The sequence below is a fragment of the Pseudoalteromonas sp. MMG006 genome, from assembly GCF_018101025.1.
GTDB lineage: Bacteria > Pseudomonadota > Gammaproteobacteria > Enterobacterales > Alteromonadaceae > Pseudoalteromonas.
Window position 1 is genome coordinate 139,591 of the sequence record NZ_JAGJEJ010000008.1, and the last position, 14,086, is coordinate 153,676.

The window sequence follows — 14,086 nt, forward strand, 5'->3', positions numbered from 1 at the left end:
CTAATCCTTAATGGGTGCAAATTTAAAAACTCGGCCTTCACGAGCGCATTCTATTGATAAGCTCTTATAGTTAGCTTGTAAGTATTGTTCTATTTCTAATAGCTCGGTATCTGAACGCGCAGGATCGTGACTAATTACAGCAATGTTTTTAACCTCAGCTTTTGCAGCAAGTTCAGCCACCTGATTTATTGTACTATGACCCCAGCCATGCTTTATTGGCATGTCATCATTTGTAAACTGGGCATCATGTATTAATAAATCGGCGCCTTTTATAAACTGTGCCCACTCATTAACCGTTGTTTTAACTTCTCCTGGTGGGTTGAGCTCATTATCAGTAACGTAAGCTATTTTTACTCCATTTGCATTTACGCAATATGCAGTGCCACCGCCAGGATGATTTAGTGGGGCTGTGGTTACAAAAAAATCGTTAACTGTGAAGCTTTCTTGTGACGAACGCTGTGTATCAAGCGTAATATTTGCAGGTAAATCTTGGTGCGTAACGGGAAAGTAAGAACCTTCCATTTGTTTTAATATTGCATTTTTACTAGCCGCGTCGTCAACATCTCCCACTGTAATGGTAATCTCACGATCAGCTTGATAAATAGGCTTAAAAAAGGGGAAGCCTTGAATGTGATCCCAATGATTATGTGTTAGCAATATATTTATGGGGTGTGTATTTTTTAATAAGCGCTCACCAAGCTCTACTATGCCGGTACCTGAGTCTAAAACTAAACTTTGTCCATTACTTTGTTCTATATACACACACGAAGTATTTCCACCAAAAATATGTGTATTTTTACCTGGCGAAGGCATAGACCCTCTAACCCCAAAAAATTCAACTCTCATATTTAAGGCTTAACTCCATCTGCATAGAAATCAAACTTAGATATACTCACGTTGTTAGAGGTGCTGTCAAAGCATGTACTGCTAAGTACAATTTGAGTATCAGTTTGTAAAAGTATTGATGTAAATTCATGGGTGCTATCGCATTGTTCAGCTTGATAATAGCCAAGTGCATTTTGGCCAAACGAAGTGTCTATTGTGCCGTCAGCTAAAACACGAGCAATCAACCCTTTTGCCTCACTCATACCAATTAGAATGATATTACCTGAAGTATCTAACGCTGCATCGGCAACTTTTGTATCGCTCCCCGACGCGAGTTGATATTGCCCAACACCATTAAGCGCAAAGGTGGTATCTAGGGTGCCATCAGGCTTTAGTTTTAAAGTAACAGCTTGATTAGGTGTGGTACCTTCGTTTGCAATCAGATAAATGCTTCCTGAGTTATCAGCTAACACTTTTGCAGCTCTGTCTGCTAAGTCTGTCGTGAGGCTGGTATCAACATAGGTAAATATGTTGTTGGCATCATCGTCTATTTTAACCATTAATAACTGTGAATCGCTTCCAGTAACTTGCTTCCCAGCAATAAATATATCTTTATTGTCGTCTATATAGATAGTTTCAAAAAACTCATCTACTTCACCATAATAAGCGCCACTAGAACCAAAACTACCCTCTAACTTACCATCACTTTTTACCATGGTTGCAAATGATCTTAAAACGCCTTGGCTGGTTGCGGTTCCAACAGCAACAATGTGATCACCGCTATCAATCGCGACATCGGAAAAGTAAACATCAGTATCAATAATATCTGTTGTTGTATAAACCCCGTCAGTTGCAAAATCATCATCAAGGTTACCATCTTGATCTACTTTTGCTATAAAGCCTTCTTCGCTTATACCGTTTATACGTGTACCAACAATAACTATGCTTCCATCGCTGAGCTCAACTGTAGTTATGTTTTTAAAAGCAATATTAATATCAATCGTTTTGTGTCCATCAATACTAAAGCTAGTATCAATAATTCCACTATTCGTATAGCGCGTTAATACCAGTTTGTTGCTGGTGTTATATTGCGCCACCGATGCACTAATATATTTGTTGGCGTGGAGGCCATTTTGAAGTTTTAAAATGTTTGAAGATTGATCATCAGAACTGATAGTTAAATTATTTAAACTAGTATACCCATCTGCTGAAAAATCAGTAAACAGGTTTGCATTACTGGTTACTGAAGTTATAAAAGGTTCATTAGTCGAATCGTTAAACTTACCTGAGAGCCATAATGTATCGTTTTCATCGATAGTTGAAGCGTTAGCGGATTGATGACCAATTATGTTTGAGGTTATATTAATACCAGAATCACCGTAACCAGCGTCGAGCTCTCTATCAGACATAGATATACGTGCTGAGAATAACTGCGATTTTTTATCGGTATCACTAGCATCAATACCAGTTGTACCTGAAAGTATTAGCTGGTTACTCATTGAGGCGTATTTTACGCCTGTAATTATTGCACCGCCGTCACCCGTACCAGAGTTATCATCGATATCATAGATCGCGATACCTTCATCATTGCCAATATCCTCATCTATATTGCCATCACTATCAACTGAGATTATAACGGCTTCTTTTTCACCAGAAGAGTGGGTGACATAGCCACCTAAAAAGGCCATAAAGTCCACGGCATTTATGCCGCCAATCGCAAGTAACTCATCGTCACCTTCTTCATCAGATAAGTCTAAAATAAGTGCGTTACCTGAGTTAAAGCTACCGCTATTGTTACCGTCAGGAAGAAGATACCTAACAGTCGCATCTAAATCGTTTTCTTCACCTATAGCGCTACCCACAACCAGAAGTTCAGAGTTCCCAAAATTTCTAATTGCATGCGCTTCGTCATCACGATTATTACCACTTACATCCACTATACCTGGGCTGCCGGATTCGTAAGCGAGAGTCGATATATCAAATTTAAGAAATAAACTGTCTTTATCTGTGCCATTTGCCGAGTAACCAACGCCTTGAACTTTATTGTCTGTGAACTCTAGGTCGTTTATTACAGACTCGCCTGCAAGTGTTGTACATTTTGTGCCGGTATTACCTTCGCCTGAGTTAGTACTTACAACTCCGGTAACGCTTATTTTTAATAAGCAGGCTTCTGTAACTACGCCATCAAAACTTGAATAACCTATAAATAAATCACCACCACCAGAGATAACAGCAGTGGCTTTTTCATCTTCACCAAAATCAATAGTTTTAAAACCAGTACCATTAAATTCAGTGTTTATATCGCCGTTATTTGAGTAAGAGGCAATAATAATGTCTGAATCTTCATTGATATTGTAACCTACAAAATAAAGGTTAGTATTAAGCTCAATACTGTCGTTGAATTCACCGTCAGAAAAAACACGCGAAAGATCAATTTGTCCACTAAGTGGCCGCCCAAAAGTGTCATCTTCAACTGGTATAAGTACAGTAGCTTCGTCAGTAATATTAACGGTAACCGTTATTGTAGTTGTTTCATTTGGTGAACCATTATCTGTAATATCAACATTTACAGTGTGCTGAGTTGCAGTCTCGTAATCAAATGGGCGGGTACCATTTACGGTTAACAACCCACTGGCGCTATTTATATTAAATAGCCCTGTCTCACCGCTGTTTAAACTAAAACTAAGCGTATTATTTTCAATGTCGGTTGCAGAAATAGTGCCGATTAACTCACCATCAGTTGCATTTTCATCTATGGAAAATGCTTGATTTATCGCAGTGGGTGCATCATTCACTGGTGTAATTATGACCGTTAGAGTACCTGTATCACTTTCGACACCGTCAGTTAAAATATAATTAATAGTGGCGGTGCCATTTGCATTAGCGCTTGGCGTATATTGAACTAAATTATTTATAAGTGAGGCATTCCCCATATCGCTTGTTACAGAGCTAATGGTCAAGTTATCACCATCTAAATCAGTATCGTTGCTGAGTACATTTATCAGTGTTCCCTGAGCGTCTTCAGCAATGGTAATACTATCTGGATTTGCCTCTGGGGCATCGTTAGTAGGGGAGATCGTTATTTGCAAATTAGCACTGTCACTCGCCCCGTTACCATCTGATATTGTGTAAGAAACAATGGCTACACCATTACTGTTTGGCGTGGGTGTATATTCTATTTTATTACCAACAACAGAAGCCATGCCTAAGTCAGTAACAACATCTGTAATAGTTAAATTATCACCATCTATATCGCTATCATTAGCGAGTACATCAATCAATATAGGTGATGCATCCTCTTCCATAGAGGCACTATCTGGCGTGGCTATAGGCGTGTCATTAATAGGTATAATTGTAAGCATTACAGTTGCAGTGCTTGATAGTGGTGCAACATCTGTAACGCCATCAGAAATTGTATAACTTAGAGTGACTTCGCCAAAATAATTAGGCTCAGGTGTATACTCAATACTATTATTAACAATCTGTGCTGTACCCACTGTATTGGCTATATTTATAAGTGTAATTGTATCGTCATTAGCATCAGTATCATTCTCTAATACATTTAATAGCGTACTAGGGCTGTCTTCTGCTAACGTATATTGATCATTATTAGCTTTTGCTGGAGAGTTTGAGCCTGTTTTAATTAAAATAACTTGTGCAGATGCCTCTAAGCCTTGTTCGTTAATAACCGAATAAGTAAAACTATCCACATCTAATGAATCTGAGTTCGGCTCGTAAGTAAACGAGCCATCATTACTTAGTGTTAGCGTACCACTTTGCACATTTACAACAGGGGTTGTGTTAATCGTTAAACCGCCAGGCTCTATATTTACGTCATTTTTGAGTAAGCCGTTTTCAGTTGCAATACTAAGTGTTTGGTTATATTGAAATTGGTACTCATCGTTTTGGGCTACCGGGTTATCTGGCATGCTGTTTATTGTAAGTGTTGCCGTTGCGGATGCCGTAGCGCCTAAAGCATCAATTACTTGGTATTGAAATTCATCAATTCCGTAGTAATTGGGATCTGGAATGTATGAAAAGCTACCGTCTGTGGCTAACAGTAATTGGCCATGAGAAGGGGAGACTAAATAACTATCATCAATAATAAAGGTATCATCATTCGGATCTGTGTCATTCGCCAGTAACCCTTGCGCAGCGTCAACTACAAGAGTGGTATCTTCAGCTAGGCTATAGCTGTCATTAGACGTTGAAGGAGGGCTATTCTGATCGAAAGCATTAATGGTTACATTTGCAACAGCTTGTGCGCCTTGAGCATCAACTATACGGTACTGAAAACTATCAGTACCTTGCATATTGGCGCTGCCTATATATTCAAAGCTACCATCTGTATTAAGTGTAATACTGCCTTTAGTAGGTGAGGCTACCGGTGTTGTATCGACGGTAAGTGTATCAAGATCGATATCGCTATCATTGGCTAATAAGCCGGGGGCTATTATAGATAAAGTACCGTCTGAGTCTATATTATAGGTATTATCAAGCGCAATGGGTGCATCATTTACAGCATTTATGGTGATTTCCACAATGCCAGTATCTGTCATGCCTAACTCGTTAATTACCTGATAACTAAAAGCATCAACGCCGTTGAAATTAGCGCGTGGGGTGTAAGTAAATTCGCCGCTTGAATTTATTATAACACTGCCATGTTGGGGGCTTACTTGTGCAGTGGTGTTTGTAATAAGAGTGCTGTTGTATTCATCGGTATCATTAGTTAGTACATTACTTAGTAGTTCTTGGTCTTCATTAACGTTATATTGATCGTTAAATGCCATTGGAGCAAAGTTTAGCGTCCCCCCTAAAGGAGCAACATTTATAACTTCGGCAAAGCCACTTTCACCACTGCCATCAACGCCAGTGATCAGAATTTGATAGCTTTTATCCGTTAATGTATCGCTAATACTAAATGTTGTATCAGATAAACCTAAAAACTGCTGGCCGTTTTCTAAATCGTTTATATTTTCAGGGGTAATACCGGCTTCTGTTGCTAAATAAACATTATAACGATTTAAGTTTTCGTTCGCCTGCCATGATAAGTTTATAGTTTGATTATCTCGCTGAACCGTCGTGCCTTCAATTTTGTAAGGTTGCCAACTAAAAGTAATTGCATCTGCCAGAACTTGGTTGTTAAGGCTATCAGTAATCCATATTTCTAGGCGTAAATCACCAGCATCAATACCGTAAAAGTAGGGGCTGAGGCCTATTACAGATTGTTCAAAATCGGTTCCACATTCTTGTGTACATATAGGTAAGCTTTTACTCACACTCGGAAGTACTAAGTTTACTGCGTTTATACCGTCAGGGTCTGATACGCTAAGTAAAAAAGTAATATTGCCTTGTATTATTTCATCAATTTGTGAAAGAGTAATTGTCGCCTGAGAGTTGGCTATGGCTGAACCTACAACACCTCGACTTGCAGCTACAGCACCAGAAACTTGTACTTTAGTAGTGATTGTTTCGCCAGTGACTCCCGCTAAGTTAATTGTATTAGCTAAGGAAGATGGGGAATCTAGCTCTACAGGCGTAGATACAGACTCTTGCTGAGACGCCTCCTCTGAGGAGCCGCCACATGCACTTAGCAAAAAAACCATTAAACCGTGCAAAAAAAGGTTTTTTGCTGTCATTTTACATACTCCAATAAAAAGCTTTATATATTAATTTTTTAGGGCTCTAATCTAAACGAGCCTGAGGTGTTAATTACTGGGTTACTTATTTCATTTAGATTAAAGTCGCCAGTGATGGTATTTATATCGTTTAAAAAAATAGCATCAATTTCACCAGTAGCTTTATTGTTATTATGTGAGGCAAAAGTAACGGCCAAATCTAATTTGGTTAAATCAATAAAGCCGCTATAAGCAGCGTACCAATTTCCGCCAGCATCGTTAAAACTTATTTCTCCATCAGGAACAGTGCCATTATCAAAATCGACCGCCATAGACATAGAAAAGTCGCTTACTTCACCTAAGCTTGACGAAACGTCAAAACTCGTTGCTTGGTAATTAAAAATACCTTGTCGTTGGGCTATTTGGTCAATTAAAGACGCATTACTAACCGCTTGAAACTGTTGTTCTGCGTAAATATCAGTGAGGAGTATATCGGCATCTTCGATATTTTCTGAAGCGATATTTTCTGAAACGCTATTTTCTGTTATTTGTTCCTGCTGAGCGTCTGATTCACCATTAATGTTAATAGAAGCTATGCTTTGGGTAAAAATAGCTGGGGCTTGGGTGGTTTTTATTACATCCCCTAAAGACGTAACTTGCGCAAATGAAAAGGGTTCATTACTACCAAGTGATAAAATGCTGTTATCTTCTAAGGTAAGGTCAATAGCACCGTCCCAAACGGCAACGTACATATCGCCATCAACTAGCTGTAATTCAAAGTGTGTTCCACGTATACCAATAGAGCCTACCGGTGTTTTAACGTTGTAAGAACCGCCGTTCTTTTTTATAACACCTGAAATTGAGCGTAACCCGCCTTTAATTAGCTCTATTGACGCAGAGCCTTGCTGTGTAACTGCATCAAAATCATAATTTGCAATATTTAGTACTGAGTTTTCTTTTAATGCAATTAAGCCCCCATCAGACATTGAAAATTGGGCCTTACTTTTTTCGCCGGTTGTTATTCTATCTACGCCGTATACAGTGTCGCGTCGTTTTAAAGATCTTTGCTGATCGGAGGTGGCATCGGTAGCGACTACCGCACCTCTGGCCAAAATAGTTTTGCCAGCAGCCGTTGTATTAGCTTGCGCGTAAAAACTCACACAAAGTAAGGTGGTTAATAATGGGATTAAATGTTTCATAATTACCTTAAATTAAAATGAGTAACTAGCGCTTAAATTAGTATCAAAGCGGTCGTATTCAAACAGCGAAATATTACTAGTTTTATCTTGATAGTTTAACGCTAACTGTACGGCTAATTGTTTAGTGACTAAGTACCGCAATGAGCTTGAAAGTATTAACAAGCTATCGTCACGATCTTGCATAAATAAAGGGTGCTCATCTTGGTATTCAATCCACTGATAGCCAGTTTGAGCCGACAACTGCCACTGCTGGCCAAGTAGAGCGGTTACTTGATAGTATACTCCGTTAATATTTCTCGCATTAAAGTCACCAGTATCAATACTTGCAATTTCGCTTTTATGGTTAGCACTTACACTATGTAACCAACTTGATGACATATAGCTTGCGCCAATATTGAGCGAGTAAAAAGAGTTATCTAACTTTTCATCAAACGAGTTATTTATATGGCCAAGTGTTACTGCGCTAAAAAGGCTTAACTGTTTATCTAATTGGTAGTTAGCCCCGCCAACAACTGATGTTTCTGTTCTATATAGTTCGCCATCTAACAGCAAAGGGATAACGCCTGCTTGCACATACCAGCGGGTGTTGTTTAACTGCTGCTGGTAGCGAGCTGATAAACGCGTATTTATACGGTCGTATTGTGATAACTCGCTAAATTTATACCAGTCAGTACTTATACCTACAGATAAAGCGCTTTGTTGATCTATAGGGTGTAAATAATGGCCTCTATAATTTAATTTTACATAACTATCGTCAGTACTTTTACTATCTGGCGAAAGTAAAAACTCACCTAAATTAGGAATTAATATAGTATCTTCAGACGTCCCCGCATTAACGTTACCATCCTTGCCATAAGCAAATTCAATACTTTGATTAAACGAACGTGCATTAACACGTTGTTTATTTTGAGATATTTCTAATAAATTTTGCGCGGCAGTTTTTACTCTATCAGAGGCAGTCTTGTTATGTATTAAAGCTAAAGCTTGAGAGTTTGCAGCAGGTAAGTTATTGGCCGTAATATAAGATTTAATCAAATATAAACGAGCTTCATACCACTGTGGCTTGTCTTCTACTACTCTTTCAAATGCAAATACAGCGGGAGCCGATACACCTGAATTAAGAGCAGAAATACCCAACAAATAATCAAAGTCGGGCTCACCTAAGTATTTATAATATTTTTGACTTTGTTTGTATGCTTTTGAGTATTGTTTGTTTGAAATTAGATACTGTATTTCACCTAACATCTTCACATAAGGGATATCGTCTTGAGCCTTAACGTTTAAACTGTGTAAGGTAACGTAACTAAGTAATAAAATAGAAGTAAGACGCTTTATCATGTTTGTTTTAAAATCCTGTAAAGATGCACTAGTCGCTGGTACTAAAATCTATTCATGCTTAACTAAGGTAGCACTTTTTGTTTTCATGTAAAGAAAACAGACTTAAGGTTAAATTTATGTTTTTGACGCTATGGATAAAATATTAAATAGCAAAAAAGTCTTAAATTTCTTTGTTAACTTGTATAAATGCAGGATAAGTAGAATACAAAAAAATATTATATGAGGTTTTTTTTATTTTTATAGGAGAGATAAATAAAAGGAGAAAAATGGGGCGATTGACGGGGCTTGAACCCGCGACAACCGGAATCACAATCCGGGGCTCTACCAACTGAGCTACAACCGCCACTACAACACCTTGTTTGGTGTGGCGCGCATAATACATAAAATAATAAACCTTGTGAAGCCCTAAAAGCTAAAATAAATAAAATAATTTAAAAAGATAGCGTTAGAGATCTTCAGTTCATGCAAAATAAATAAATTGCGTTGGAAATTTATTGGCTAAAAAATAAAAAATGTTTCGTTTTTGTAGTATGAATTCATTGTTTTATGAGAATTAATTGTAAATTAATGTATAATATTTCCTGAAAATCGCTTACATAAACAAATCGGAGTAAATATGGATTCAGTACTTAATTGGCTAAATGAAAACTCAGGCCTAATTTTACATTATGGTATTCAAGCTGTTGTAGCGCTTGTTATCTTTTTAATTGGTAGTCGTGTTGCTAAGTTTTGTTCTAACTTAACTGAAAAAGGCTTTGCTAAAAAGAAAGTAGATAAAGCTGTAGGGTCATTTGTTGCAAGTATAGTGTTTGCACTTGTGTTTGCTGTAACAATATTAATGGCACTTTCACAGATTGGTATAGAAACAACGTCATTTATAGCTATTTTGGGTGCTGCAGGTTTAGCTGTTGGTTTAGCACTGCAAGGTTCATTATCAAACTTCGCCTCTGGTGTGCTAATTATTTTACTTCGTCCTTTTAAGTCTGGTGACTTTGTTGAAGCAGGCGGAAAAATGGGTACTGTTAAAAAAATAGAAATATTTTCAACAGAATTACGTACTCCAGATAATAAAGTAATCATTGTACCTAACTCTCAAATTATGTCTGGTGCTATTACTAACTTCTCTCGCGAATCTACACGCCGTATCGATTTAGTTATTGGTGTTGGTTACGATGCTGATTTACGTAAAGCTAAAGAAGTATTAAAATCAGTGCTTGACGCAGAAACCCGTTTACTTAAAGATCCTGCCTATACAGTTGCTGTAAATGAGTTAGGTGATTCTAGCGTAAACTTTGTTGTTCGCCCTTGGGTTAATTCTGCCGACTATTGGCCTACATACTGGTCATTAATGGAAAATATTAAAATTGCACTAGATGATGCAGATATTAATATTCCGTTTCCACAAATGGATGTTCATTTACACAAGCAAGACTAATTCTTAGTATTAAATAGGTTATTTTTAATGAAATTAAAGCTTTTAACACTTTTAGTTGCAGCATCTGCTGCAACCAACGCATTCGCTGAAGACGCAGAACAAAAAACGTGGGAAGTGACGAGTGAACTTGGTGCAATTGTCACTAGTGGTAATACAGAAACAACCACGCTTAAAGGTGGCCTTAAAGTATTACACCACTTAGAAAACTGGGATAACGAGTACAAAATCGACGGCATCTATAAAGAAGATGAAGTTGAAGACGACAACGGCGACAAAGAAAAGCAGCGTACTAACGAAAAGTACTCTGCTTCTGCGCAAGGTAATTACAAATTAAATGAAGAGCACTCGCATTTATTCATTTATGGTTCACACGTTTCAGATTACTTTGGTGCGTATAGAACTGAGTCTGTAATATCTGCAGGTTACGGTCTTCGTTTACTTAACGAAGACGACATGTGGTTAAATGCAGAGTTTGGTCCGGGTTATAAGTTTTTTGAATACTCAGATGACAGTACTCAAGTAGACGAAAACGGTAACCTTTTAGCTGGCGAAAGCGACAGTGAAATAATTGCTTTAGGTAAGCTTGATTACAACTGGCAGATTTCTGAAAATGCGCGTTTTACTCAATTAGTGGCTGTTGAATACGGTGACTCAAATACTAAGACTCGCTCAGAAACTGCATTGCTTGCCAAAATTAATGGTTCATTACAAATGAAAGTAGCTTTTAACGTTATCAACAACTCAGACGTTGCTGACGATGAAGAAAGCACAGATACAGAAACGTCATTAACGCTAGTTTATAGTTTTTAACTACACTAACGAATATAAATGACATTAAAATGAAAAAAGGGGCGAAAGTCCCTTTTTTATTTATCTAAATTTAATGTATTATGGCGACCGATTTTGGTTGTAGAACTAGGGATATACCTACTCGTGAAAGTTTTAACATATTTTTTTAGTGCTTTTATACTGCTTTGTAGTCTTAGCGCAATGGCTTTTACGCCAACCGCCTCTCAAATTGAGCAATTTAAAAAACTGCCAAAAGCTCAACAAGAAGCGCTTGCTAAACAGTATGGTGTAGATGTATCTACAATCACCGGAACAAGCCAACCTAATGCTCAAAATAGTGATAAGCAGCAATCAACTATTGGTGAACGCCCGGAACAAGAAAAAACAAACTTAACCGACGAAGAGCGTTTTAAGCCAAAAACAGACGAATTAAAACCGTACGGTTATGAGTTATTTGCTGGCGAGCCTACCACCTTTATGCCAAGCGAAAATGCAGCGGTACCCGATACTTATATAGTAGGGCCTGGCGATCAATTAAAAATAAGCTTTTACGGAAAAGAAAGCGACAGTTTTGATGTAACTGTTGACCGTGAAGGCCGAATAAGCATTCCTGATTTAAGCCCGGTAGAAGTTGCCGGCTTAACGTTTGCCGAAATTAAAGATTTAATAAAAGTAAAAGTAGAACAAGAAGTCATAGGCGTAAAAGCTTTTGTATCTCTTGGCCAGCTTCGTAGTATGCGTATTTTAGTGCTTGGTGAAGCGTATAAACCAGGTAGCTATAGTGTTTCTTCGTTAACAACGGTATCGCATGCACTGTTTGTAAGTGGTGGTGTATCGGATATTGCCTCGCTTCGTAATATTCAAGTTAAACGCGCCGGTAAGGTTGTTGCTAACTTTGATTTGTATGACCTACTTATTAAAGGCGATAGCAGCAATGACATAGTATTAAAGCCGGGTGATGTTGTGTTTGTTCCTCCTGTAGGTGCACAGGTTCGCGTTGAGGGGTTAGTTAAACGCCCTGCAATATTTGAGCTAAAAAAAGGTGAGTCTGCAAAGCAATTGCTAACGATGGCCGGTGGCCTTAAGCCCGATGCATATGCTAAAAATGCCGTGGTGGAGCGCTTTAATTTTGACCGCAAAGAAGTTCTTTCTATCGATTTTTCTAAATCACAAATAAACTATATCCCGCAAGATGGCGATCGTATTCGTTTTAATTCCGTTAGCTCACAATATCAAAATTCTATAAGCCTAATTGGTGCGGTAGCTCGCCCTGGTAATTATCAGTGGCATCAAGGTAAGCGTATTTCTGATGTTTTAAAATCAGTACGTGGAGACTTACTCCCACAAGCCGATCTAAGCTATGGTTTAGTGATCCGCGAAATAAACATTAATGGTGATATAGAAGCGCACCAGTTTGATGTAGCTCAAGCCATAATAAAAAACCCTGAAAATAACCTAGCCCTAAAAGCGAATGACAAAATTGTTGTATTCAGCCGTTTTGAAGAAAAAGAAGCTGAAAAATCAGCACTTGCTAATATGGCACTAAGTCAAGAACAGCAAGAGCAACAGCAAAAAGCCGAACAATGGCATAAGTTCGAGCAAAAACAATTTGAAAAATACGTTGGTATTAGTCAACAAGACGACAAGTTTGTGATTGATGAAAATAAAGCACTAACCATTGCTGAAATTTCTAAACGTAAAACCAAGGAAGCAGCAGAGCAAGAGCTTAAGCCAGAAGACTACGCATTATTTAGTCGTCATAACTTACTTGCGCCAATTATTGCTAAGTTTAAACAACAGGCTTCTGTGAGCCAAGCCATGCAGCTTGTTGAAATTAGCGGTAACGTAACTTTCCCAGGTATTTACCCATTAATGGTAGGCGGTGAGGTACGTGATTTAGTAACCGCAGCAGGCGGCTTACTTGAGTCTGCTTATGTTAAGCAAGCTGAGATCACGCGTATTGTAGCAAGTGATGCCTCTAAAATAGAGCACTTACGCTTAGACCTTGAAAGTGCAATGCGCGGCGACTTACAAAGTAATATTACATTACAAAGTAAAGACAGCATTAACGTATTTGCTATTCCAAATTGGCAAGAAAACGTAAAAGTAGAATTAAAAGGCGAGGTAAAATTTCCGGGTATTTATACAATACGCCGTGGCGAAACATTAACAGAGCTATTAGAGCGTGCCGGTGGTTTTTCTACGTTTGCAGAGCAAAAAGCAGCTGTGTTTACTCGCACATCGATTAAACAGCAAGAGCAAGAGCAGCTTGCACGTTTATCAACAGAGCTGCGCCGTGACATAGCTTCAAAAAGTTTTCAAGGTTCAATAGGTAGTAATACACTTTCGTATGAAGAAATGAACAAACTACTTAATGATTTAGCCAGCGTAGAGGCAGTAGGGCGATTAGTTATTGACCTTCCACTAATAGTTAATAATAAACAAAATTTAGTGTTACAAGATGGCGATACACTTTATGTGCCAAGCAAGCGCGATTCAATTAGTGTGATAGGTGAGGTTAACTACTCTACCTCGCATTTATATAGGCAAGGTGTAAGCGTTGACGAATACATTAACTCAAGTGGTGGCTTAAAAGATCGCGCTGACGAAGACCGTATTTACATTATAAAAGCAAATGGCTCGGTAAAAATACCTCATACCGGCGGCTGGTTTGCAGCTAATAATGCTGAGCAGTTAGAGCCAGGTGATACAATAGTTGTACCAATGGATGCTGGCCACATGGACAGGTTAACACTTTGGAGTACAGCTACACAGATACTTTATCAACTTGGTGTGGCAGTAGCAGCAATAAGCGGTATCTAATAAAGTTAGGCTTTAAATAACCCGGTATTAAATATATTGAATTAATAGCTTTTAATTAA

At 38.2% G+C, this 14,086-nt stretch carries 7 protein-coding genes and 1 tRNA gene; 3 read left to right on the forward strand and 5 right to left on the reverse strand.

The annotated features are described in order from the left end of the window. The 5 genes from J8L73_RS10230 to J8L73_RS10250 form a co-directional block, all read right to left on the reverse strand. A complete protein-coding gene (locus J8L73_RS10230; protein ID WP_211016733.1) occupies positions 1–846 on the reverse strand; it encodes an MBL fold metallo-hydrolase in 846 nt (281 codons plus the stop codon). A 2-nt stretch (positions 847–848) separates the two neighbouring features. Next, positions 849–6,464, reverse strand: a complete 5,616-nt coding sequence (locus tag J8L73_RS10235; protein WP_211016735.1) for an Ig-like domain-containing protein — start codon at positions 6,462–6,464, stop codon at positions 849–851. A 38-nt stretch (positions 6,465–6,502) separates the two neighbouring features. Next, positions 6,503–7,642 carry a FecR family protein gene (locus J8L73_RS10240; protein ID WP_211016737.1) on the reverse strand — a complete coding sequence of 380 codons (1,140 nt, stop codon included), beginning with the start codon at positions 7,640–7,642 and terminating at the stop codon, positions 6,503–6,505. Between the two features lie 12 nt (positions 7,643–7,654). Further along, a complete protein-coding gene (locus tag J8L73_RS10245) occupies positions 7,655–8,980 on the reverse strand; it encodes a surface lipoprotein assembly modifier (protein WP_211016739.1) in 1,326 nt (441 codons plus the stop codon). 267 nt (positions 8,981–9,247) lie between these two features. Then, positions 9,248–9,323: transfer RNA gene (locus J8L73_RS10250), tRNA-His, on the reverse strand. Between the two features lie 273 nt (positions 9,324–9,596). On the opposite strand from J8L73_RS10250, the gene J8L73_RS10255 reads away from it, so the two are divergent. From J8L73_RS10255 to J8L73_RS10265, 3 genes are all read left to right on the forward strand, one after another. After that, positions 9,597–10,415: a mechanosensitive ion channel domain-containing protein gene (locus J8L73_RS10255; protein WP_211000369.1), complete on the forward strand. Its 819-nt coding sequence runs from the start codon at positions 9,597–9,599 to the stop codon at positions 10,413–10,415. Positions 10,416–10,442: 27 nt separating this feature from the next. Beyond that, positions 10,443–11,225, forward strand: coding sequence for a DUF481 domain-containing protein (locus J8L73_RS10260; protein ID WP_211000370.1), 783 nt, complete (start codon positions 10,443–10,445; stop codon positions 11,223–11,225). A 123-nt stretch (positions 11,226–11,348) separates the two neighbouring features. After that, positions 11,349–14,027 carry an SLBB domain-containing protein gene (locus J8L73_RS10265; RefSeq protein WP_211016741.1) on the forward strand — a complete coding sequence of 893 codons (2,679 nt, stop codon included), beginning with the start codon at positions 11,349–11,351 and terminating at the stop codon, positions 14,025–14,027. Positions 14,028–14,086: the final 59 nt, after the last annotated feature.